Here is a 21,278-nt window from a genome sequence, read left to right on the forward strand (position 1 = left end):
CTCGGTCCTGTACAGATCTTGGGTCCGCACAGATCTTACCCGGTCCCCTGTCTAGGCCCCCGCATGGGCTCGCAGGCGGCGCAGGGTCAGGGCGGTGTCGAGGGCGGCGACCACCGACTCCCAGCCCTTGTCCTCCTTGCTGTCGGGGAACCCGCTCCGCGCCAGCGCCTGCTCCTGTGTCTCGCAGGTGAGCACCCCATTGCCCACGGGCGTCCGCTCGTCCAGCGCGACCCGGGTCATGCCGGCGGTGACCGAGTCGCACACGTACTCGAAGTGAGCGGTCTCACCCCGGATCACGGCGCCCAGGCACACCACGGCGTCCAGCTCGCGGGCCAGCTGCTGGGCGATCACCGGCAGCTCCAGCGCGCCGGCCACCCGGATCACGGCCGGCTCCTGGACGCCGCAGGCCTTGGCCGCGGCCACCGCGCGCTCCAGCAGGCGGTCGGTGATCTGGCCGTGCCAGCGGGTGCAGACGATGCCGAGCGTGAGCCCGCCGGCCTCGACGGTGGTGTCCTCGGGACGCCCCGCGCCGCTCATGAGAGGTCTCCGATCTGGTGTCCGAGACGGTCGCGCTTGACCGTCAGGTAACGGCGGTTGTGCTCGGTGACGATGACGGGCATGCCCTCGCGGCCTTGCACGTCCAGCCCGAAGCCCTCCAGGCCGGTCAGCTTGGCGGGGTTGTTGGTCAGCACCCGGATCGAGCGTACGCCCAGGTCACGCAGCATGTGGGCGGCGTTGGAGTACTCGCGCGCGTCGGCCGGAAGGCCCAGCTCCAGGTTGGCGTCCACGGTGTCGGAGCCGTTGTCCTGCAGCGCGTACGCCCGCAGCTTGGCCAGCAGGCCGATGCCGCGGCCCTCGTGCCCGCGCAGGTACAGGACGACCCCGCGGCCCTCCTCGGCGATCCGTTCCATGGCCGAGTCCAGCTGGGTACCGCAGTCGCAGCGCTCGGAGTGCAGCACGTCGCCGGTCAGGCACTCCGAATGCGCCCGTACGAGCACGTCCGCACCGTCGCCGATGTCGCCGAGCACGAGCGCGAGGTGCTCGCCGCCGTCGATCGCGCTGGCGAAGCCGATCGCGCGCCATGTCCCGTACCGGTTCGGCAGCCGGGTCTCCACGACCCGCTCGACCAGCGCCTCGTTGCGCCGGCGGTACTCCACCAGCTGCTCGATCGAGATCAGCTTGAGCCCGTGCTCCTTGGCGAACACCTGCAGCTCGGGCAGCCGCGCCATGGTGCCGTCCTCGTTGACCACCTCGGCCAGCACGCCGGCGGGCGCCAGCCCGGCCAGCCGGGCCAGGTCGACGGCGGCCTCGGTGTGGCCGCGGCGGCGCAGCACGCCGCCCGGGTGGTAGCGCAGCGGGAAGATGTGGCCCGGCCTGACCAGCTCGTACGGTTCCGTCGCCGAGTCGCACAGCGTACGGATCGTCCGGGCCCGGTCGGCGGCCGAGATGCCGGTGCTGACACCGTCGCGGGCGTCCACGCTGATCGTGTACGCGGTCCGCATCCGCTCGGTGTTCTGCGCCGTCATCAGCGGGATCTGCAGCCGGTCGAGGTCGGCGCCCTCCATCGGGACGCAGATCACCCCGCTGGTGTAGCGGATCGTGAACGTCAGCAGCTCCGGCGTCGCCTTGGCGGCGGCGAAGATGATGTCGCCCTCGTTCTCCCTGTCCTCGTCGTCGACCACCACGACCGGCCGCCCGGCCGCGATGTCCGCGACCGCCGCCTCGATCGAGTCGAAGATCCCCTCACTCACGCCGGGCTCACTCATGCGCCGCTCACTCATCCCGTTCTGCCCGCTCATGCCGCGCTCCCCACTCACCTCCGGGGCGCCGTGATGGCGACGCCTTCCCTCCCCGCTCGTTCCTCGCTCGTCAGTCCAGGCGCCGCCGCGCCCCTCAGGCTCGCTCATACCGTGACCACCTCGGGTCGGGGGTCGCTCGCAATCCGTGCCCGGGACTCCCGGTGCCAGTTGCGGAACCCGATCATCACCATCAGGAAGAAGACGCCGTACACCGCGGCCGAGACGTACAGTCCCGACTTCAGCGCCAGCGGGACACCGACCAGGTCGACCAGCACCCAGACGATCCAGAAGTCGACCAGCGCGCGGCTCTGGGCGAACGTCGCCACCGCGCTGCCGACGAAGATGTAGGCGTTCGCCCACGGCGACCAGGCGATCTCCAGCCAGTCGAGGCGGGTGAACAGCTGCGCGACCAGCGCGGTGCCGAGCACCAGCACCGCCAGCAGGATCACCCGCTCGCGGGCGGTCGCGGACCGTACGACCAGCCCCTCGCCGGAACGCCGGCCGCGCGTCCAGCTCCACCAGCCGAGCCCGGCCAGGCCGATGAACAGCACCTGCTTGAGGGCGTTGCCGGGGACGGCGGCGTGCATCGAGGCCGCCAGCAGCAGCAGCGCGCCGACGAGCTGGACCGGCCAGGTCCAGATGGTCTTGCGCATGGCCAGCCACACGACGGCCAGGGAGAGCACGTTGCCGATGAGATCGGTCCACAGGATGTGCTCGCCGAAAAGGGAGAAGCTCGCGTTCAGCCAGTTCACGCCGGGTCTCCCGCGCGGGCGTCTCCGGCACGGGCGTCTCCGGCACGAGCGTCTCCGGCACGGGCGCCCAGCATGCGCTCGACGTACTTGGCGACCACGTCCGCCTCAAGGTTGACCGGGTCACCGGCGCGCTTGTGGCCGAGGGTCGTCAGGGCGAGCGTGGTGGGGATCAGCGCGATGCTGAAGCGGTCGGTGCCCGCCTCGACCACGGTGAGGCTGATGCCGTCCACGGTGATCGAGCCCTTGTCGACCAGGTAGCGGCTCATGTCCTCGGGCAGGGAGATCGTGACGACCTCCCAGCGCTCCCCGGGCTCGCGGGACAGGATCCGGCCGACGCCGTCGACATGGCCCTGGACCAGATGGCCGCCGAGCCGGTCCTGGAGCCGTACGGGACGTTCCAGATTGACCCTGGAGCCGGCGTCGAGCGCGCCCAGGCTGGACTTGTCGAGGGTCTCCTTGATCACGTCCGCGGTGAACGTGTCGTCCTTGACGTCGACCACGGTGAGACAGACGCCGTTGACGGCGATCGACGCGCCGTGGACGGCATCCTGGGTGACGATCGGGCCGCGGATCGTGACCGCGGCGGAGTCGCCAGCGGACTCGATCGCCACGATCTCGCCGAGCTCTTCGACGATGCCGGTGAACATCTCTCCCGGGCCTCCATGAATCCGTTGGTGCGGAGGCTCCGGGGGGGTATGACGGGTCGAACAACCCGAGTCGAGCAACCCGAGTCGAACAACACCCCTGGTCAAAGGGGTGTACAGCGCGCTGCCTCCCATCCGGACTTTCACCGTCGGTCCCGGAATTCCACCGGATCAACCGGCCGATGGCTTCGGCCGGGTCGCGGACTGTCACCGCCGGTTCGGAATTACACCGACCCCGGAGCACGCGTTTCACTGCTGCCAACCAGTGTGCCATGCCGGGCATTCCCGTTCCGTGTGAGGAAGGCCACGGTCGGCAGCACACAGCCGGACAGCAAACAACCAAGCATTTGTTAGGTTACCTGGTCCGCCTCAGTGGCACGGCCATCCCACCAGCACGATCCGTCTCATTGGTACGGTCCATTTCATTTAATGTTCAACCTCCTCGCCCGCCGGGTAAAGATCGGGACATCGGGGTGACGCGTCGCGGAAACTCCTGGAGGTGGGTCATGGACGTCATCGCACTGATCGCACGCATCGTGTTCTCAGCGATCTTCATCGGGGCCGGCATCGGGCATCTGACCGCCACCCAGGCGATGAGCGGATACGCGGCGAGCAAGAAGCTGCCCCAGCCCACGCTGATGGTGCAGATCTCCGGCGTCTACGTTCTGGTGGCCTCGGCGCTGCTCATCCTGGGCATCTGGCCCGACCTCGCCGCGCTGGCCCTGGTGCCGTTCCTGCTGGTCACAGCGTTCGTGTTCCACGACTTCTGGAAGCAGAGCGACCCGATGGCGAAGCAGAACGAGCAGCAGCAGTTCTCCAAGGACCTCTCACTGGCGGGCGGCGCGCTGGCCCTGTTCGTCCTGTACGCGGCGGACCCGCACCCGGGGCTCAACCTGGTGGGGCCGCTCTTCTGACCGGTGCTCTTCTGACCGGTGCTCTTCTGACCCGTCCCAGGCCTCGGGTGACCGGTAGTGATTCCGGTGGCCTGCCGCCGGTACGGAACGGAGCGCGTCCAGGTGCTCGGTCTCCGGCGGCAGGCCCACTCCATCCAGCACGCCCAGCAGGCCCAGGGCCTCGTCCGGTACGAGATCGCCGTAGAAGTCGTGGTAAGCGGTGAGCAAAGCCCGAAAAACCGCGTCCCACAGAGCGGGATTCGCTGCCGCCGATCGCAGCGCCGTGCCCGTTCCCGCTCGTCGGGGTCAGCCCGGCAAGTGTGGCGCCCAGCCCGATCTACGATCTAGCGCGTACGCCAGAAACCGAATATCAGCGGCACGCCCACCACCAGGTGGAGCAGTGCCAGCGTCGCCTTCGTCGAACCCGCGGCCTCGATCTGGAGGAGCGGGGAGAACGAGAGCACCAGCACGATGGCGGCGATGACCGTCCACACGATCCGAGCCCGCGCGCGGGTGACCAACTCCAGCAGTGCCAGCAGGCCCCAGCCCGCCAGCGACGATCCGGCCGCGAAGACCACCACGGGCCCGAACCCGACCGTCATCGGCTCCCGCTCCGGATAGGTGACGGCCAGTTCCTGGCCGATGACCGGCACCGCGATCAGCCACAGCACCACCGCGGCCAGCACGGCAACCCCGACCGCGATCGCCCGCCCACGCAGCCGCACTCCCGCGCCCGAATTTTCCTGAACCCCGACTACCATCGACTACCTCCATTGTTGAGAACCTCAAGTAATTACCCTAGACCGAATACTTGAGGAACTCAACTAAGCTCGGGGCATGAGCGATGTCCCCACCGACGAGCTGATGGAGCTCACCTTCCGCGTGGCCGGGCGCATCCGTACCGGCCTCGACCGCGCCGCGGCCGAGCTGGACCTGCCCCCCGTCCAGGCCCAGGCCCTCATGCAGCTACGCTCCCCCGCCCCCATGCGGGAGCTGGCGCAGGTCATGGCCTGCGACGCCTCCAACGTGACCGGCATCGTGGACGGCCTGGAACGGCGCGGGCTCGTCACGCGGCAGCCCGATCCCCAGGACCGCCGCGTCAAGCATCTGGTCCTGACCAAGGAGGGCGAGCGCAAGCGCGCCGCCCTGCGAGCCGGTACCGACAAGGTCGCCGCCGAGGTCTTCGACCTCCCCGATGCCGACCGGCGTACGCTCCGCGACCTCTTCCGCCGCCTGGTCGACCACCCCTGACCGCGACGCGCCCGGTCGCACTGTCACCGAGCAGTTCGGCTGACGTACCGCATGCGGCACCTTCAACCACCCATCATGCAGCGCTTTCAACCACAGGGTTGACGCGCGGGCAGCGTGCGGCCTAAGGTTTTTTTAAACCATCTAGTTGAAACTGGGGCCTTGGAACTGGGGAACATGACCACGGACACGCTGTCCCGAGTCTTCGCCGCTCTCGCGGACCCGACCCGGCGCGACATGGTCGCCCGGCTCTCGGAGGGCGACGCGACCGTGAGCCGGCTGGCGGAGCCGTACAGGATCACGCTGCAGGCCGTCTACAAGCACCTGCGGGTACTCGAGGACGCCGGGCTCGTCAGCCGGCCGCAAGGGCCGCAACCCCGGCCGGTGCGCCTGGAGGCCCAGGCCTTCGACCTGATGGACACCTGGATCGAGCACTACCGGGGCCGCGTCGAGCAGCGCTACCGCCGCCTTGACGCCGTCCTGGCGGAGATGGAGGGAGACGAGCATGCACAAGATCACGGAGACGGCCATCGAAGCCGACCCGAGACTGCCGGTCATCCGGATGACTCGTGACTTCACGGCCACGCCCGAGCAACTGCTGCGCGCCCACACCGATCCCGATCTGTACGCCCAGTGGGTGGGCCCCGACGGCATGACCACCCGGATCGAGCACTGGGACGCGCGCAACGGCGGCAGCTGGCGGTACGTCGCGGAGCGCGAGGGCACCGAGTACGCGTTCCACGGCTGCTTCCACGAGGTACGGCCGGACCGCATCGTCCAGACCTTCACGTTCGAGGGCGATCCCGACGGAGTCGCCCTGGAGACGTTGTGGTTCGAGGACCTCGGCGACGGCCGCACGCGGCTGCGGGCGCAGTCGCTGGTCGACAGCTTCGAGGGCCGCGACGCGATGCTGCAGAGCGGCATGGAGGTCGGCGTCAACGAGGGCTACGCGAAGCTGGAAAGGATGCTCGCCGATGGCACCGTCTGACCTGGCACTGTCCGACCGTCCGGCCGAGCGCCACCGTCAGGTCGCCGGGCTGTTCACCGAACGGGTCCGCGGCACCCCGTCCTGGGACGCGCCGTCCCCGGTCCCCGGCTGGACCGCCCGCGACGTCGTACGACACCTGACCGGCTGGTTCCCCGGGTTCCTCGCCGCCGGCGCCGGCATCGACCTGCCCCGCGGGCCGTCGGTGGACGAGGACCCGGTCGCCGCATGGCAGGTTCATAGCGACGGCGTTCAGGCGGTGCTGGACGATCCGGAGACCGCGCACCGGAAACTCACCAACCCGCACATCGGCAGCGTGCCGCTGGACACCGCGATCGACCAGTTCTACACCGCTGACGTGTTCATGCACACGTGGGATCTGTCCAGGGCCACCGGCCAGGACGATCGGCTGGACCCCGACTTCTGTGCCCGGCTCCTCAGCGGGATGGAGTCGATGGAAGAGGTTCTCCGCTCCTCCGGCCAGTACGGCCCCCGGGTCGAGGTACCCGCCGATGCGGATACCCAGGCCAGACTTCTCGGTTTCATCGGTCGGAACCCGTTCTGGTCAGGGCGGTGAGCCACCCGGCGGGATCCAGAACGAGCCCGCCGAGCAGCGCTCGTACTGAACGGTCGGAACCTCATCCGGAAGCAGCGGCCACCGCGTGACGCGACCCCGCGCCTCGTCGATGAGCAAGACGGACTCCGTGTCCCGGGTCGGCAACCAGGAGGTCGAGATCCGCGCTTGCCGGGACGGGTCAGCGGTTGCGGATGATGAGGTGGAGGCCTTCGGGGATGGCGGTCATCGGGGTGAGGTCGGGAACGATCAGGTCGGCCTCGGTCAGCTCGGACGCGTCGTGGCTGGTGGTGACCGCGACGACGGTGGCACCGGCGGCGCGGCCGGCGGCGACTCCGGCGGGGGCGTCCTCGATGACGACGCAGGCGCGGGGGTCGGCGTTCAGGCGGCGGGCGGCCAGCAGGTAGCCGGACGGGTCGGGCTTGCCGACGTTGACGTCGAAGGCCGTGACGACGACCTCGGGGAGCGGGATCCCGGCCGCGGCGGTACGGGCCTTGAGCTGGGTGGGGTCCATGGAGGTGACCATGGCCCAGGGCAGTCCGTTCATGGCCGACAGCAGTTCGCGGGCGCCCGGCAGCGCGGTGATGCCGTCGGTGTCGGCGGCCTCCAGGGCGTCCAGGTGGTCGGTGGCCGCGCGGACGCGTTCGGGTGGGAGGAAGTCGGCGATGCGGTCGCTGGTCCGGCGGCCGTGGGCGCCCGCGAGGAACTCGTCGGGGTCGATGTCGTACTCGGCCGCCCACTGCCGTGCCGCCCGTTCCACCAGGGGCGTCGAGTCGACCAGCGTCCCGTCCACGTCGAACAGGACCGCCGGGCACGGCAGCGTCAGCGTGGTCACCTGGCGGCGACCTCCTCGGCCTGGCCGCGCAGCTTGCGGACCGCTTCGGCGGGGTCGTCGGCACCGTAGACGGCGCTGCCGGCCACGAAGACGTCCGCGCCGGCCTCGGCGCAGCGTTCGATGGTCTCGGCGCTGACGCCGCCGTCGACCTGCAGCCAGACGGGCCTGTCGCCGATCAGCGCGCGGGCGCGGCGGACCTTGGGGAGCACGACGTCCAGGAACTTCTGGCCGCCGAAGCCCGGCTCCACGGTCATCAGCAGGAGCATGTCGATCTCGCCCAGGAGGTCCTCGTACGGCTCGATCGGGGTGGCCGGGTTGATGCCGAGCCCGGCCCGTGCGCCGGCCGCGCGGATGGTGCGCAGGGTACGGATCGGGGCCTTGGCCGCCTCGGCGTGGATGGTCACGCTGCCCGCGCCCGCCTCGGCGTACTGCGGGGCCCAGCGGTCGGGGTCCTCGATCATCAGATGGCAGTCGATGGGGAGCGCGCTGGTCTTGATCAGCGCCTCCACGATCGGGAGCCCGAGGGTCAGGTTCGGGACGAAATGGTTGTCCATCACGTCGACGTGGACCCAGTCGGCCGCGTCGGCGATGCGCGCGACGTCGTCGGCGAGCCGGGCGAAGTCGGCGGACAGGATGCTGGGTGAGATCTGCGGAGCCATGATGCCCAGAAGTCTATTGCCGTACCCGCGCGGGCTCCTCACCCACCCGGGTGACGCCGCGGGGGGTACGCGTCGCGAGTCCGAGCCGGATGAACGTCTCGGGCGCACCGGCGGCGGCCCACAACCCGAGCAGGGCCTGCGCGATGAACGCCTGGACGGGCTGCGTACCCAGGAACAGGCTCAGCGTGTAGAGGACGACGGCGCCCGCGGCACCGACCGGGATGCGGGCCAGCCGACGCCAGAGGTCGCCGGTGGCGTCGAAGCGGATCCGGTCCGCGGCGTACGAGAGGCCCGCGAGGAGGCCGAAGAGCCCGCCGGCGGCCGCGGCGCCCTCGCCGAGCGAGACCGGATCGACGCTGCCGCCCGCCTCGATGATCGCGTTCGCCCAGCTCGCCGGCCAGCGCCAGCCGTCCATGGCTTCCAGGGCCGCCCACATGCCGGCGAGGAACGCGAGGGCCACGGCAAGGCTCAGCAGGAGCTGGACCGGCAGTCGGCAGCGGCACCACCAGGGCAGGACCCGAGGCTCCAGCCACAGGACGGCGGCGAGCACGGCGGCGCCGATCGTCCAGCCGGCCAGGACCTGGCCGGCCGAGTGCACGCCGAGGGCGACCCGGGAGACACCGATCCCGATGATGAGCAGCAGCGCGCCGGCCCACAGCAGGCGGCGGCGCGTGAGGCTCGCGAAGAAGCCCCAGACGACCACGGCGTTCTGGGCGTGGCCCGAGGGCATGCCGAACGAGTCGCGTGCCTCGTGCCCGGTGATCGACGGGTCGGTCCAGAACGGCCGGGGATCGTGGAAGACCAGCTTCAGCCCGGTGTTGATCACCGAGCCCAGCGACAGCACCACCGCCGCGCGGGCGCCCAGCCGGGCGTCCACGCACCAGTAGACGATGACCAGCAGCGGCAGGTAGAAGGCCGCGCTGCCGATGAACGACAGCACGTGCATGGCGCCGGTGAGCACGAGTCTCCCCCGGGAAGGTTCTGCGGGCAGGAACCCACGAGATTACTGACGGACACCAGGTGTACGACTGCGCAACACGTAAAGGTTCCAGCGACACAACTCCCGGCGGCATGGTTCCCCGTGACGCAGCTCCCGTTGACGCAGCTCCCGTGTCAGTTTCGGCGGAGGAGTGCGAGGAACATCGCGTCCGTGCCGTGCCGGTGCGGCCAGAACTGCGCGTACGGGCCGTCCCCGAGCCCCGTCAGGCCGGACGCGATGCCGGTGAGGGCGGCCGGCGAGTCGAGACGTTCGATGTCGTCGCGCTTGCGCAGCACGTCGTCGACCACCACGCGCGTCTCGGCCAGGTGCGGCGAGCACGTGATGTAGGCCACCACTCCCCCGGGCCGTACGGCGTCGAGGGCCCCGCGCAGCAGGTCGCGCTGGAGCGGGCCCAGCTCGGCCACGGCCTCCGGGCCGCGGCGCCAGCGTGCCTCCGGGCGGCGGCGCAGCGCGCCCAGGCCCGTGCACGGTACGTCCAGCAGGACCCGGTCGAACGTGCCGGGCCGCCAGGCGGGAACGGTGCCGTCGGCGGCGATGACCCCGGCGCGGTGGTCGACCGACCGGCCGACCAGGGCGGCGCGGTGCGGCTGGAGGTCGGCGGCCAGCAGCCGGGCGCCCCGCTCGGTGGCCAGTGCCGACAGCAGTCCGGCCTTGCCGCCGGGACCGGCGCACAGGTCGGCCCACAACTCGTCGCGTCCCTCGACCGGGGTCTCGGCGAGGGCCAGCGCGACCATCTGGCTGGCCTCGTCCTGGACGGCGGCGCGGCCCTCGCGTACGGCGAGGATCGCGGCCGGGTCGCCCTCGGGCAGGACGGCGGCGTACGGCGAGTACGGCGCGGGCTCGGCGCCCGCCTCCGTCAGCTCGTCGATCGCCGCCCGGCCCGGCCTGGCGACCAGGGTCACGCGGGGACGCTCGTTGTCGGCGTCCAGCAGGGCCCCGATCTCGGCGCGGTCGGGGCCGAGGGCGTCGCGCAGCGCGCTGACGATCCACACCGGGTGGCTGTGCGCGACCGAGAGCCGGGCCGCCTCGCCGCCGTCCCGGGGGACGACGATGTCGAGCCAGCCCTGCAGGTCGCGGGAGGCGACCTTGCGCAGGACCGCGTTGGCGAACTTGGCCTGGCCGGGCCCGCTGACCGTACGGGCCAGGTCGACGGTCGTGCCGACGGCCGCGTGCGGCGGGATCCGGGTGGCCAGGATCTGGTGCGCGCCCAGGCGCAGCACGTCCAGCAGCGGCGGGTCGATGCGGCGCAGCTCGCGGTCGCTGCACAGGGCGAGGACCGCGTCGTAGGTGCCGCGGCCGCGCAGCGTGCCGTAGGTCAGCTCGGTCGCCAGCGCCGCGTCGCGGCCGGTGAGCTCGCGGTCGCGCAGCCGGGCCGGCAGCAGCAGGTTGGCGTACGCGTCGCGGGTCTCCACGGCCCGGATCACGTCGAACGCGGTGCGCCTGACCAGGTCCTCGGGGGCTCCGGTACGGCGCGGGCCGCCGGGCCTGCGGTTGCGGGACGGGTGGCCGTGGCCTTGGCGGCGGCGAGGTGCGGGGGGCATCAGGCGAGCACTTCCGTACCGGTGAGGGCCGCGCCGCGCGCCCAGTCGAGCGCGGACATCCGGCGCTTGCCGGGAGGCTGCACCTCATCCAGCGCGACCGGGTGGCTGGCGGTGCCGACGAGCACTTCCTTCTTGGAGACGCGCAGCTCGCCGGGGGCGAGCGGGCCCGCGCCGGCGGCCGGGCGGACCGGGCCGATCTTGACCCGCTCGTCGCGGAACGTCGTCCAGGCGCCCGGCGCGGGCGTGCAGGCCCGGATCAGCCGGTCCACGCGCAGGGCCGGACTCGTCCAGTCGATCCGGGCGGTCTCGGAGGTGATCTTGGGAGCGTGCGAGACGCCCTCCTCGGCCTGCGGCCGCGGCTCCAGCACTCCGGCGTCGATCCCGTCCATCGTGTCGGCCAGCAGCCGGGCGCCCGCGATCGCGAGCCGGCCGAGCAGGTCGCCGGAGGTGTCGGTGGGCCGGATCGGCTCGGTCAGGACCCCGTACACCGGCCCGGTGTCCAGGCCCTCCTCGATCTCGAACGTGGCCGCCCCGGTCACGTCGTCGCCGTGCAGGACGGCGTGCTGGACGGGCGCCGCGCCGCGCCAGGCGGGCAGCAGCGAGAAGTGCAGGTTGACCCAGCCGTGCCGGGGGATGTCCAGGGCCTCGCGCGGCAGCAGCGCCCCGTACGCGACCACCGGGCAGCAGTCGGGCGCGATCGCGCGCAGCCGGTCGAGGAACTCGGGATCGCGGGCCTTGGCGGGCTTGAGGACCTCGATCCCCGCCTCGCGGGCGCGCTGCGCGACCGGGCTCTCGACCATCTGGCGGCCCCGCCCGGACCGGGCGTCCGGACGGGTCACCACGGCGGCCACCTCGTGCCGGGACGACTCCAGCAGCGCCTCCAGCGGCGGCAGCGCGGGCTCGGGCGTACCGGCGAAGACGAGCTTCATCAGAGCGCCTTCCCGAACGTGCGGTGCGGGGACTCGCGGACCACCGGGACGGGATCGCCGAACCACTCCGCCTCGCGGATGGCCTTCATCGCCGCCTTGCGCTGCTCGGCGTCCATCCGGTCGATGAAGATGATCCCGTCGAGGTGGTCGGTCTCATGCTGGACGCAGCGCGCCAGCAGGTCGGTGCCCTCCAGCGTGATCGGCTCCCCGTGCATGTTGAAGCCCTTGGCCACCGCCCGTACGGCGCGCGGCGTGGGGAACGACAGCCCGGGCAGCGACAGGCAGCCCTCGTCGCCGGTCTCCCGCTCGTCCGACAGGTCCAGCGTCGGGTTCACCACATGCCCGAGCCGGTCGTCCACGTAGTAGGTGAACACCCGCAGGCCCACGCCCAGCTGCGGCGCCGCCAGGCCCGCGCCCGGCGCGTCGATCATCGTGTCGGTGAGGTCCTTGACCAGCTGGCGCAGTTCCTTGTCGAAGTCCTTGACGGGATCGGCCGCGGTGCGCAGCACCGGGTCGCCGAAGAGGCGGATGGGCTTGACGGCCAACGAGGACTCCGTTTCCTGATGATCACTGCGACCTGACGATTCCTGCGACAGGCGATCACTGCGACAGGTGTCCAGTGTACGAAGCTCCCGGCCATCGGCTCACACCGAACGCGCCCAGGTTCGGTCGGCACCCGGGTTCACGCAGCGCCCGGGGGTCAGGCGGAACGGGCCTTGTAGGCGGCGGTGCGCGCCGCCTTGGCGATCGCCTTGTCCGGATGGTGGTCGCCGAGGGCCTCCAGCACCGCGTGGGCGGCGGGATGGTCGACCCGCCACATCTGCTCGATCATCCCGGCGAGGTCGGAGCCGGTGGGCGCGTCGGTCACGGCGGCGGCGACCGCCTCGTCCGGATCGACGGTCTCCAGCATCCCCGCGACGGTGTCGACGAACAGCCACAGGTACTCGTCGCGGTCCAGGCTCGCCGCCACGGCGTCCTCGTCCTCGAGGCGGTCCAGCCACAGCACCGCGTAGGGCCGTACCGGACGGTCCCCGCTCGCCTCCCGTACGGCGGGCTCGGCCTCCGGGCCGACGCGCTGCAGGACGGCGGCGGCGAGGTTGCGCGCGCCGGGACCGCCCGTACGCATGACCTCCAGCAGCTCGCGAGCGGCCGGGAGGGCGTCGCGGCGGGCCAGCCAGCCGTCGATCTCCTCGTCGGCGGTCTCCTGCCGGTGCCAGGTCAGCCCGGCGACCAGTGCGGCGGCGGGCGCGTCCGCGAGATCGCCCACGACGGGCGCGACGAAGCCGTCGGCCAGCAGCAGCTCCCGTACGCCCCAGGTGCCGAGGGGGGTGAGGACGTGACCGCCGCCGTCGCCGCCCGGTACGACGACGCCCCAGCGGACCAGGTCCTCGATCTCCAGGGCCAGCGCCTCGCGGATCGCGTCGGCGAGCCCGTGCCGTTCGGTGACCTCGTACGCCTCGGTCACGTGCTCGATGAGCGCACCGGACAGCTCGTCCAGCGAGGTGGGGGCGTCCTGCTCGTACAGCTGGATGAGCACGCCGGTGAGCTCGTTCTGGATGAGCTGGAGGGGGTCGAGCCCGTCGGCGGGGTCGTGCTCGGGGACCGCCACGCCGTCGAACAGCCGCAGCCACGCGTCCAGCGCCGCCTCGTCCAGTGCAGCATCGTCGCCCGCGTCCCCACCCGCGCCGTCGAGCAGGTCCGCCGCCGGGCCGGGGCTCACGGTGCCGTCGGCAATGGCGAACATCTCGGCGTCGAGCGCGGCCCACCACAGCCGGTCCAGCTCGGGCAGGTCCTCCTGCGACTCCACGGTCGCGGTACGGCGCGGGGACGGCAGGTCCAGGGCCTCCACGGCGGCCAGTGCGTCCGCCACGGGCAGATCCTCGTGCTCGGTCACGGCGCGGCCCTCGCCGACCCACGCGGTCAGCGCGCGGACCTGCGCGGTCAGCCCCGACCCGCGCGCGGCGGCGGCGAGCTCCGCGTCGGCGGCCAGCCGTACGGGCGGTACGGCGCGGTCCTCGCTCTCGCGCAGGTACTCGTCGGTACGGGCATAGCGCTCGTCGTCGGGCAGCGCCTCGAAGTCGCCGATCCAGCGCGCGACCGCGTCCTCGTCGTCCAGCGGGACGCCCTCGGCGAGCATCATCCCGGTCAGGATCTCCGCGGCGGCCAGCCGGTCCTCCTCGTCCACCGTGGCGATGACCTTGGTGAACTGCGGGACGAGCCGGTCCAGCGCCGCCTCGAGGCGGGTGGCGGCACCGGGCTTGACCGCGCCGGTGTCGCGCAGGAAGGCCAGCAGGTGGCGGGCCGCGTCCAGAAGCGCCGGCGCCTCGTCGGGACCCGCGACGACGGCCTCCGGCACGACGTCCAGCATCAGCTCGCGCAGCAGGTCCGGCGTCAGCGCGCCGGGACCCGCGAGCTTCAGGTCGTCGCGGGCCAGATCGAGCAGCAGCCCGATGTCCCGCACGTCCACATCGGCGTCGTGCTCGTCCGCCCAGCTCCGCAACTCGCCGGAGATGGTGTCCACCCAGTTGTCGGCCACCTGGGAAACCCTAATGCCCGGATCAGCTCAGGGGGTCGGATCAGCTCAGGGCGCAGATCGGCCCGGGGTCGGATCGGCTCGGGGTCAGATCGGCCCGGGTCGGATCAACGCGGGTCAGATCAGCTCGAGGGGGTCGATCTGCACGCGTACGGTCTCGGGGGCCTTGCGGGCGCTCCGGACGCCCTGAGCCTCCCGCAGAGCCTTCGCCAGGGCCTGCCCTGAGGCGCGGGGTACCCGTACGAGCGCGCGCTCCTTCTCGGCCGCCTCACCGTCGGTGCCGCCCTTGGGTGGGCCGGGGGGTGCGGCCACCGGGACCGGACCGAGCACCTCGGCCCCTTCAGGCAGCCGCGCACCGGACAGGAACTCCCGGATGGCCGCGGGCGTACCGGTCAGCGAGGCCATCCGGGCTGCCGGGGGGAAGCCCACTTCCCGGCGCTCGCTCAGCTCCCGTTCGGCGTAGGTGAGGGGATCCCAGCGGACGAGGGACTGCACAGGCGAGAGCCCTCCGTCGGCCGACACGACCACGGGCGCGCAGGGGCGCAGCAGGGCGGCGGCGTTCATCCAGCGGCGCAGCGTCTCCTCCCCCGCCCTCAGGTCCGCGCGGCCCAGCAGGACCCATCCGTCCAGCAACAGCGCGGCCGCATAGCCACCCTGCTCGGCGACCGGCTCCGCTCCTGGGGTGGCCACCACCAGAGCACGCTCGTCGTCGATCCGGTCCAGCACGGCCTCTCGCCCAGAGGTCCGTACGGGAACGCCGGGGAAGGCCCGGCCGAGCTCTTCGGCCGTACGGCGCGCGCCCACCACGACGGCGCGCACGTGGCGATTCCCACACTCAGGACAGCCCCAGTCACCGGCGATACGGCCGCACCAGCGGCAGTAGGGGGCGGCGTGCGCGGACGTCATCGACAGGGGCCCCTGGCACTCGCCGCATCGGGCGGGCGTACGGCAGCGTCCACAAGCCAGCCCCGGCAGGTATCCGCGACGCGGCACCTGCACCAGCACGGGCCCCTTCGCCAGGGCCTCCCGTGCCGTCTGGAAGGCCAGGTGCGTGAGCCGGGCCGTACGCGCGGCGCCGTCGCGGGCCAGTTCGGCGTCCTCGCCCGCCGGCCGTACGCGCGGCATGACCTCCCGGATGCGCAGCCGGTCGGCGGCCAGCGCGTGGGCCCATCCGGTCTCCACCAGCTGCGTGGCGTCGGTCGTACGGGTGAAGCCCCCGATCAGGGCCCCCGCATTGGCCCTGTGCGCGCGCAGCGCCAGCACCTCGCGGGGGTGCGGGTACGGGGCGTGCGGCTCGGCGTGCACGTCGTCACCGTCGTCCCACAGCACGACCAGGCCGAGGTCCTGGACAGGGGCGAACATCGCGGCCCTCGTACCGACGACCACCCGCACCGTCCCCCGGCGGATCGCGAGCCAGCGCCGGTACCGCTCGGTGGGGCCCAGCCCGGCGGTGAGGGCGACATGCCTGCCCTCGCCCAGCTCGGCCGTCAGCGCCTCGTCCACGCGTGCGACGTCCCGGCCGTCCGCCATGACCACCAGCGCGCCTCGCCCGCCCTTGAGCGTGGCGCCCACGGCCCTCGCGATCGCGTCCCGCCACGCGGGCCCGGGCAGGGCGGTCCACACCGCACGCGGCGCGCGTCCTTCCTCAAGGGCCTTCACGAACGACGGGCCCGCCGGATACTCCGCCCAGGGTCCCGGCCCGTCCTGAAAGCCGCCCTCGACGCTCTCAGGCGGCGCCTCGGCCTCCACACGGGCGTGCCGCGGGGGGATGGCCAGGCGGAGCACGTCGGCGAACGTCCCGGCGTAACGGTCGGCCACCTCGCGGGCCAGAGCGGCGATCTCCGGGCTGAGGACCGGCTCGGGGGACGTCACGCGTTCGAGGTACGACAGGCGGCCCTCATGGTCGCTCTCGGGCACCCGTTCCAGCACCAGGCCGTCCACGAGCTGCCCGGCGAACCGGACCCGCACTCGGCACCCCGGAACGGTCTTCGCGTCCAGCTCGACCGGCACCAGGTAGTCGAAGGGGCGGTCGAGGTGCGGCAGTGACATGTCGACGGCGACGCGGGCCACGGGCAGGTCCTCGGCGGGCTGCCTGGCGCCCTTCTTCGCGCCGCCCTTCGCCGCGGGCTTTGCGGCGGGCTTGGCCTGGGACTTGGCGGGCACCCGGGGGACGTCTCCCAGCCCCGGGATCAGTCCCGCGTCCTCGCCGTCCTTGGTCACGCCCTTGTCCTACCAGATCAGGCCGACACCGGTTCCCGCCCGCCGTCCCGGCGGAGCCGGCTAACGCGAGCGGAGGGGCGGAGGCAGTGAAGGCGGGCGGAGGCGGGCGGTAGGGTGCCGCCCGGCGGGCCGTAGCGCAGAGGTCGTCGCGCCCGGCTCCAGACCGGGAGGACGCCGGTTCGATTCCGGCCGGTCCGCCGCTCCGTGCGAGGACGAAACCCGCCCGCGCGGGGACGTGAACGAACGCGACGTCAAATCACGCGAAAGGCCCCGGGGAGTCGCTCCCCGGGGCCTTCTCACGCTGTACGCGGACGCGCTCAGAGGCCAGGCACGCTCAGAGGCCGGCGGCCTTGGCCAGGTCGGGGGCGCGGTCGATGGACTCCCAGGAGAAGTCCGGCCCGGAACGGCCGAAGTGGCCGTACGCGGCGGTCTGGGAGTAGATCGGGCGCAGCAGGTCCAGGTCGCGGACGATCGCGGCCGGGCGCAGGTCGAAGACCTCGTCCACGGCCTCCTCGATCTTGGCGACCGGGACCTTCTCGGTGCCGAAGGTCTCGATGAACACCCCGACCGGGTGCGCCTTGCCGATCGCGTACGCGACCTGCACCTCGGCGCGGTCGGCGAGGCCCGCGGCGACGATGTTCTTGGCCACCCAGCGCATCGCGTACGCGGCGGACCGGTCGACCTTGGACGGGTCCTTGCCGGAGAACGCGCCGCCGCCGTGCCGGGCCATCCCGCCGTAGGTGTCGACGATGATCTTGCGGCCGGTGAGGCCGGCGTCGCCCATCGGGCCGCCGATCTCGAACCGGCCGGTCGGGTTGACCAGCAGCCGGTAGCCGGAGGTGTCGATCTCGAGCTCGGCCAGCACCGGGTCGACCACGTGCTCCTTGATGTCGGGGGTCAGCAGCTCCTTGAGGTCGATGTCGGGAGCGTGCTGGGTCGACACCACGACGGTGTCGAGGCGGACCGCGCGGTCGCCGTCGTACTCGATGGTGACCTGGGTCTTGCCGTCGGGGCGCAGGTAGGGCACCACGCCCGTCTTGCGGACCTCGGAAAGCTTGTGCGCGAGCTTGTGCGCCAGCGTGATCGGCAGCGGCATCAGCTCGGGGGTCTCGTTCGAGGCGTACCCGAACATCAGGCCCTGGTCGCCGGCGCCCTGCCGGTCGAGGTCGTCCAGCCCCTCGCCCTCGCGGGTCTCGTAGGCGTCGTCGACGCCCTGCGCGATGTCGGGCGACTGCGCGCCGATCGACACCGAGACGCCGCAGGAGTGGCCGTCGAAGCCCTTCTTGGACGAGTCGTAGCCGATCTCGAGGATCTTCTCGCGAATGACCCCGGGGATGTCCACGTAGGTCTCGGTGGTCACCTCACCGGCCACATGCACCTGGCCGGTGGTGATCATGGTCTCGACGGCGACCCGGCTCTTGGGGTCGTCCTTGAGCATCGCATCGAGGATCGCGTCGCTGATCTGGTCCGCAATCTTGTCCGGATGTCCTTCGGTGACGGACTCGGAGGTGAACAGGCGGCGAGACACGTACGTGAACTCCTTGCAGCGGCTGCTGACTGACGTCGCAGAAACGGACTTGTGGATGTCGGCCTCCGGCGGGAACGCGCGCCCCGCGCGGGCTTCAACGCTTTATTCGCTTGGCGCGGCGGACCCGCCCGGCTCACCCGGCGGATGTCCCCGCGAGTCTATCGGGAATGGCCCGGAGGACAGGTATACCGAACCTTTGCGGCCCGCGCAGCCCCGGGGCGTCCCCTTCGCGCCGGTCCGGCCCTACTCCCTGGTACGGCTGCAGGTGCCTCATCCGGCTCCAGGCCCCCGTACGGTTCCGGGCCGATCCGGTCAGCCCGGCGGCCGGGGCGCCAGCCGCGCCACGACCAGGTCCCAGACCACGTCGGCCAGCGCCTCCTTGGCGCCGCGGGGGATGTCGGTGGAGCTGCCGTCGGCCCCCAGCACGACGGCGGCGTTGTCGGGGCGGCCGAACGCGAGGTCCTCGCCGACCTGGTTGACCACGAGCAGGTCGCAGCCCTTGCGGGCGAGCTTGTCGCGGCCGTTGGCCAGCACGTCGTCGGTCTCGGCGGCGAACCCGACGATCACCTGGCCGGGGTGCCGGTGAGCGCCCAGCTCGGCCAGGATGTCGGGGTTCTTGACCAGCCGGATCGGCTCCGGCTCCGCACCCGGGGTCTTCTTGATCTTGGAGCCCTGGTAGCCCGCCGGGCGGAAGTCGGCCACCGCGGCGGCCATCACCACCGCGTCGGCGGCTCCGCCGGACTCCTGGACCGCCTCCAGGACGGCCTTGCGCATCTCCTCGGTGGACCCGACCCGTACGACGTCGGCGCCCGCCGGATCCGGCAGCGCGACGTTGGCCGAGACGAGCGTCACCCTGGCCCCGCGGGCCACCGCCGTACGGGCCAGGGCGTAGCCCTGCATCCCGGACGAGCGGTTGCCGATGAAGCGCACCGGGTCGAGGGGCTCGCGGGTGCCGCCGGCCGAGATCACCAGATGCCGCCCGGCCAGATCGCGCTCGACCGGCTCGCGCCCGTCCCGATCGGGCCCGGCCGTGCCGCGGGCCAGGACGTGCCGGGCGACCTCGAACAGCTCGGCCGGGTCGGGCAGCCGGCCGGGGCCGGTGTCCTTGCCGGTGAGCCGCCCGGAGGCCGGGTCGATGACGACGGCCCCGCGCGAGCGCAGGGTCGCCACGTTCGCCCGGGTGGCCGGGTGCTCCCACATCTCGGTGTGCATCGCGGGGGCGAACACCACCGGGCAGCGGGCGGTCAGCAGCGTGTTGGTCAGCAGGTCGTCGGCCAGCCCGTGCGCCGCCCTGGCCAGCAGGTCGGCGGTCGCGGGCGCGACGAACACCAGATCGGCGCCCTGGCCGAGCCGGACGTGCGGGACCTCGGCGACGCGGGTCCACACCTCCGGCGAGACGGGGTGGCCCGACAGGGCCGCCCAGGTGGGCTCGCCGACGAAACGCAGCGCGTCCGCGGTGGGCACGACGCGGACGTCATGGCCGGACTCGGTGAACCGCCGCAGGAGCTCGCACACCTTGTACGCGGCGATGCCTGCGCCGACGCCGAGCACGACGCGCGGCTGGGAGGGGGTCATCTGGTTACGGTCGCCTCTCGGGGGTCCGGGGAACGAACGGCCCCGCCCCGGTCACTCCTCAGCCTTCGATGGGCTCGGCGTTGAGGAGGCCCTCGCGCGTCTCACGCAGCGCGATCGACAGCGGCTTCTCCTGGACCTGCGTCTCGACGAGCGGGCCGACGTACTCCAGCAGGCCCTCGCCCAGCTGGGCGTAGTAGGCGTTGATCTGGCGCGCGCGCTTGGCCGCGATGCTCACGAGGCCGTACTTGGTGTCGACGACTTCGAGAAGCTCATCGATCGACGGGTTGGTGATGCCTTCGCTGCTGGCTGCCACTCGGTGGCCTTCCACTCGTTTTGCCGATGGTGCGGTCTGCCGGTGATGCGGTCCGCCTATGGTGCGCCGGCCGATGATACCGGTCGCGCTCCACTGCTCGCCGTGTTCAACGGACAACCATCAAGGCTAGCAGCTCATGGCATACGTCCTGGACGGCCGTGTTGACGAGCGTGACGTCGAACTCCTTCTCGGCGGCCAGCTCGACCCGCGCCGCGTCCAGCCGGCGCTCGATCACCTCGGGGGGCTCGGTGCCGCGGCCGACCAGCCGCCGGACCAGCTCCTCCCACGAGGGCGGGGCCAGGAACACCAGCAGTGCGGTCGGCATCGACGCGCGCACCTGGCGGGCGCCCTGCAGGTCGATCTCCAGGAGGACCCGCTCGCCCCCGGCGAGCCCCGGTCCTCCACCGGGCGGCGCGGGGTGCCGTAGCGGTTCCCCGCGAACTCCGCCCATTCCAGGAGCTCATCCTCGGCGACGAGCCGGTCGAAACCGGCATCGTCGACGAAGAAGTACTGCAGCCCGTCGGACTCGCCCGGTCGGGGGGCCCGGGTGGTCACCGAGACCGACAGCCACACCTGAGGGTGGGCTCGCCGGATCTCGGCGACGACCGTGCTCTTGCCGACGCCCGACGGTCCGGACAGGACCGTCAGCCGCCGCATGAGCGAGTCCTTCGGGGGGGAGCGGTCCGGCACAGGAATGGGTGCGCCGGAGAGGGACGGGATGGAGCCGGCCGGTGTGGGTACGCCAGAGCCGGCCGCGGCGGAAGCACCGCCGCGCCCGCCCGTGAATCGCGGATCAGCGGTTTCCACCGCCGCCGAACTCACGCTCCAGGGAGGCGCGCTGGTTGGCACCGAGGCCCCGCACACGGCGGGACTCGGCGATGCCCAGACGCTCCATGATCTGCTTGGCACGGACCTTGCCCACACTGGGCAGTGATTCCAGGAGGGCCGACACCTTCATCTTCCCGATGACGTCGTCGGTCTGCCCCTCCTTGAGGACTTCGGCAAGCGAGAGTCCCCCGTGCTTGAGCCGGTTCTTAACCTCGGCACGCTCCTTGCGGGCCTTGGCAGCCTTCTCAAGGGCTGCGGCGCGCTGTTCGGGGGTTAGGGGCGGAAGAGCCACGCCGGGTCACCTCAGGTTTCCACTCGACGGAGTCGGACGAGGGTGGAAACTAGCGAGTTCACGCCCCATAAGGCAACGTGAAGTGCCGTTTAGCCCACCACAAAATCACGAAATTCACTCCACGAAGTGT

Annotated in this window: 22 protein-coding genes, 1 tRNA gene, 1 pseudogene and 1 riboswitch; of the genes and pseudogenes, 6 read left to right on the forward strand and 18 right to left on the reverse strand. The window is 72.0% G+C overall.

What is annotated here, in order from left to right; translation table 11 throughout:
* Positions 1-51: 51 nt before the first annotated feature.
* From ribH to ACH34Q_RS04570, 4 genes are all read right to left on the reverse strand, one after another.
* The gene (gene ribH / locus ACH34Q_RS04555; protein ID WP_395981446.1) at positions 52-537 is read right to left on the reverse strand and encodes a 6,7-dimethyl-8-ribityllumazine synthase; all 486 of its coding nucleotides are present in this window, start codon (positions 535-537) and stop codon (positions 52-54) included.
* Entirely contained in the window at positions 534-1,751 is a 1,218-nt protein-coding gene (locus tag ACH34Q_RS04560) for a bifunctional 3,4-dihydroxy-2-butanone-4-phosphate synthase/GTP cyclohydrolase II (RefSeq protein WP_395981447.1), read from the reverse strand. The genes ribH and ACH34Q_RS04560 overlap by 4 nt, the downstream gene beginning before the upstream one ends.
* Positions 1,752-1,903: 152 nt before the next feature.
* Positions 1,904-2,551: a nicotinamide riboside transporter PnuC gene (pnuC, locus tag ACH34Q_RS04565; protein WP_395981448.1), complete on the reverse strand. Its 648-nt coding sequence runs from the start codon at positions 2,549-2,551 to the stop codon at positions 1,904-1,906.
* Positions 2,548-3,198 (reverse strand): riboflavin synthase, encoded by a 651-nt coding sequence (locus ACH34Q_RS04570; RefSeq protein WP_395981449.1) that lies wholly within the window; start codon positions 3,196-3,198, stop codon positions 2,548-2,550. The genes pnuC and ACH34Q_RS04570 overlap by 4 nt, the downstream gene beginning before the upstream one ends.
* 114 nt (positions 3,199-3,312) lie before the next feature.
* A riboswitch (FMN riboswitch) is annotated at positions 3,313-3,443 on the reverse strand.
* 258 nt (positions 3,444-3,701) lie between these two features.
* Between ACH34Q_RS04570 and ACH34Q_RS04575 the strand changes: the two genes are divergently transcribed.
* Entirely contained in the window at positions 3,702-4,109 is a 408-nt protein-coding gene (locus ACH34Q_RS04575) for a DoxX family protein (protein ID WP_395981450.1), read from the forward strand.
* 323 nt (positions 4,110-4,432) lie between these two features.
* Here the strand turns inward: ACH34Q_RS04575 and ACH34Q_RS04580 are convergent, their stop codons facing one another.
* Positions 4,433-4,849: a DUF6069 family protein gene (locus ACH34Q_RS04580; RefSeq protein WP_395981451.1), complete on the reverse strand. Its 417-nt coding sequence runs from the start codon at positions 4,847-4,849 to the stop codon at positions 4,433-4,435.
* A gap of 76 nt (positions 4,850-4,925) precedes the next feature.
* On the opposite strand from ACH34Q_RS04580, the gene ACH34Q_RS04585 reads away from it, so the two are divergent.
* The 4 genes from ACH34Q_RS04585 (at position 4,926) to ACH34Q_RS04600 (ending at position 6,898) form a co-directional block, all read left to right on the forward strand.
* Positions 4,926-5,339 (forward strand): MarR family winged helix-turn-helix transcriptional regulator, encoded by a 414-nt coding sequence (locus ACH34Q_RS04585; RefSeq protein WP_395981452.1) that lies wholly within the window; start codon positions 4,926-4,928, stop codon positions 5,337-5,339.
* Between the two features lie 174 nt (positions 5,340-5,513).
* Complete coding sequence (locus tag ACH34Q_RS04590; protein ID WP_395981453.1) at positions 5,514-5,909, forward strand: ArsR/SmtB family transcription factor; 396 nt, start codon at positions 5,514-5,516, stop codon at positions 5,907-5,909.
* Positions 5,842-6,324 carry an SRPBCC family protein gene (locus tag ACH34Q_RS04595; protein WP_395981454.1) on the forward strand — a complete coding sequence of 161 codons (483 nt, stop codon included), beginning with the start codon at positions 5,842-5,844 and terminating at the stop codon, positions 6,322-6,324. The genes ACH34Q_RS04590 and ACH34Q_RS04595 overlap by 68 nt, the downstream gene beginning before the upstream one ends.
* Positions 6,311-6,898 (forward strand): TIGR03086 family metal-binding protein, encoded by a 588-nt coding sequence (locus ACH34Q_RS04600; RefSeq protein ID WP_395981455.1) that lies wholly within the window; start codon positions 6,311-6,313, stop codon positions 6,896-6,898. Before ACH34Q_RS04595 ends, ACH34Q_RS04600 begins: the two co-directional genes overlap by 14 nt.
* A 178-nt stretch (positions 6,899-7,076) precedes the next feature.
* Here the strand turns inward: ACH34Q_RS04600 and ACH34Q_RS04605 are convergent, their stop codons facing one another.
* The 8 genes from ACH34Q_RS04605 to ACH34Q_RS04640 form a co-directional block, all read right to left on the reverse strand.
* On the reverse strand, positions 7,077-7,730 hold the full coding sequence (locus ACH34Q_RS04605; protein WP_395981456.1) for an HAD-IA family hydrolase: 654 nt from the start codon (positions 7,728-7,730) through the stop codon (positions 7,077-7,079).
* Positions 7,727-8,389: a ribulose-phosphate 3-epimerase gene (gene rpe / locus ACH34Q_RS04610; RefSeq protein ID WP_395981457.1), complete on the reverse strand. Its 663-nt coding sequence runs from the start codon at positions 8,387-8,389 to the stop codon at positions 7,727-7,729. The genes ACH34Q_RS04605 and rpe overlap by 4 nt, the downstream gene beginning before the upstream one ends.
* A gap of 13 nt (positions 8,390-8,402) precedes the next feature.
* Positions 8,403-9,350 carry a phosphatase PAP2 family protein gene (locus tag ACH34Q_RS04615; RefSeq protein ID WP_395981458.1) on the reverse strand — a complete coding sequence of 316 codons (948 nt, stop codon included), beginning with the start codon at positions 9,348-9,350 and terminating at the stop codon, positions 8,403-8,405.
* A gap of 152 nt (positions 9,351-9,502) precedes the next feature.
* Positions 9,503-10,930, reverse strand: a complete 1,428-nt coding sequence (locus ACH34Q_RS04620) for an RsmB/NOP family class I SAM-dependent RNA methyltransferase (RefSeq protein ID WP_395981459.1) — start codon at positions 10,928-10,930, stop codon at positions 9,503-9,505.
* Positions 10,930-11,859 carry a methionyl-tRNA formyltransferase gene (gene fmt, locus ACH34Q_RS04625; protein ID WP_395981460.1) on the reverse strand — a complete coding sequence of 310 codons (930 nt, stop codon included), beginning with the start codon at positions 11,857-11,859 and terminating at the stop codon, positions 10,930-10,932. The genes ACH34Q_RS04620 and fmt overlap by 1 nt, the downstream gene beginning before the upstream one ends.
* Positions 11,859-12,404 (reverse strand): peptide deformylase, encoded by a 546-nt coding sequence (gene def, locus ACH34Q_RS04630; protein ID WP_395981461.1) that lies wholly within the window; start codon positions 12,402-12,404, stop codon positions 11,859-11,861. Before def ends, fmt begins: the two co-directional genes overlap by 1 nt.
* A gap of 155 nt (positions 12,405-12,559) precedes the next feature.
* The gene (locus tag ACH34Q_RS04635) at positions 12,560-14,395 is read right to left on the reverse strand and encodes a hypothetical protein (RefSeq protein ID WP_395981462.1); all 1,836 of its coding nucleotides are present in this window, start codon (positions 14,393-14,395) and stop codon (positions 12,560-12,562) included.
* A 114-nt stretch (positions 14,396-14,509) separates the two neighbouring features.
* Complete coding sequence (locus ACH34Q_RS04640; protein ID WP_395981463.1) at positions 14,510-16,612, reverse strand: primosomal protein N'; 2,103 nt, start codon at positions 16,610-16,612, stop codon at positions 14,510-14,512.
* A gap of 125 nt (positions 16,613-16,737) precedes the next feature.
* Between ACH34Q_RS04640 and ACH34Q_RS04645 the strand changes: the two genes are divergently transcribed.
* A tRNA-Trp gene (locus tag ACH34Q_RS04645) sits at positions 16,738-16,810 on the forward strand.
* Positions 16,811-16,946: 136 nt separating this feature from the next.
* Here ACH34Q_RS04645 and metK read toward each other — a convergent pair.
* The 5 genes and pseudogenes from metK to mihF form a co-directional block, all read right to left on the reverse strand.
* Positions 16,947-18,140, reverse strand: coding sequence for a methionine adenosyltransferase (gene metK, locus ACH34Q_RS04650; protein WP_395981464.1), 1,194 nt, complete (start codon positions 18,138-18,140; stop codon positions 16,947-16,949).
* Between the two features lie 312 nt (positions 18,141-18,452).
* Positions 18,453-19,715, reverse strand: a complete 1,263-nt coding sequence (gene coaBC / locus ACH34Q_RS04655) for a bifunctional phosphopantothenoylcysteine decarboxylase/phosphopantothenate--cysteine ligase CoaBC (protein ID WP_395981465.1) — start codon at positions 19,713-19,715, stop codon at positions 18,453-18,455.
* A gap of 58 nt (positions 19,716-19,773) precedes the next feature.
* Entirely contained in the window at positions 19,774-20,028 is a 255-nt protein-coding gene (rpoZ, locus tag ACH34Q_RS04660) for a DNA-directed RNA polymerase subunit omega (protein WP_026405772.1), read from the reverse strand.
* 106 nt (positions 20,029-20,134) lie between these two features.
* A pseudogene (gene gmk, locus ACH34Q_RS04665) lies at positions 20,135-20,685 on the reverse strand (guanylate kinase).
* Between the two features lie 136 nt (positions 20,686-20,821).
* Positions 20,822-21,148: an integration host factor, actinobacterial type gene (gene mihF / locus ACH34Q_RS04670; protein WP_197011061.1), complete on the reverse strand. Its 327-nt coding sequence runs from the start codon at positions 21,146-21,148 to the stop codon at positions 20,822-20,824.
* Positions 21,149-21,278 lie beyond the last annotated feature (130 nt).

Origin of the sequence: Actinomadura sp. 9N407, from assembly GCF_044326315.1 — a bacterium.
GTDB lineage: Bacteria > Actinomycetota > Actinomycetes > Streptosporangiales > Streptosporangiaceae > Spirillospora.

What these genes read in the sequence shown, in the direction of transcription:
- ACH34Q_RS04590 (WP_395981453.1), top strand. Translation starts at nt 5,514, where the DNA reads ATGACCACGGACACGCTGTCCCGAGTCTTCGCCGCTCTCGCGGACCCG.
- ACH34Q_RS04595 (WP_395981454.1), top strand. Translation starts at nt 5,842, where the DNA reads ATGCACAAGATCACGGAGACGGCCATCGAAGCCGACCCGAGACTGCCG.
- ACH34Q_RS04600 (WP_395981455.1), top strand. Translation starts at nt 6,311, where the DNA reads ATGGCACCGTCTGACCTGGCACTGTCCGACCGTCCGGCCGAGCGCCAC.
- coaBC (WP_395981465.1), bottom strand. Translation starts at nt 19,715, where the DNA reads ATGACCCCCTCCCAGCCGCGCGTCGTGCTCGGCGTCGGCGCAGGCATC.
- ACH34Q_RS04620 (WP_395981459.1), bottom strand. Translation starts at nt 10,930, where the DNA reads ATGCCCCCCGCACCTCGCCGCCGCCAAGGCCACGGCCACCCGTCCCGC.
- ACH34Q_RS04585 (WP_395981452.1), top strand. Translation starts at nt 4,926, where the DNA reads ATGAGCGATGTCCCCACCGACGAGCTGATGGAGCTCACCTTCCGCGTG.
- rpe (WP_395981457.1), bottom strand. Translation starts at nt 8,389, where the DNA reads ATGGCTCCGCAGATCTCACCCAGCATCCTGTCCGCCGACTTCGCCCGG.
- fmt (WP_395981460.1), bottom strand. Translation starts at nt 11,859, where the DNA reads ATGAAGCTCGTCTTCGCCGGTACGCCCGAGCCCGCGCTGCCGCCGCTG.
- ribH (WP_395981446.1), bottom strand. Translation starts at nt 537, where the DNA reads ATGAGCGGCGCGGGGCGTCCCGAGGACACCACCGTCGAGGCCGGCGGG.
- ACH34Q_RS04575 (WP_395981450.1), top strand. Translation starts at nt 3,702, where the DNA reads ATGGACGTCATCGCACTGATCGCACGCATCGTGTTCTCAGCGATCTTC.
- ACH34Q_RS04570 (WP_395981449.1), bottom strand. Translation starts at nt 3,198, where the DNA reads ATGTTCACCGGCATCGTCGAAGAGCTCGGCGAGATCGTGGCGATCGAG.
- ACH34Q_RS04580 (WP_395981451.1), bottom strand. Translation starts at nt 4,849, where the DNA reads ATGGTAGTCGGGGTTCAGGAAAATTCGGGCGCGGGAGTGCGGCTGCGT.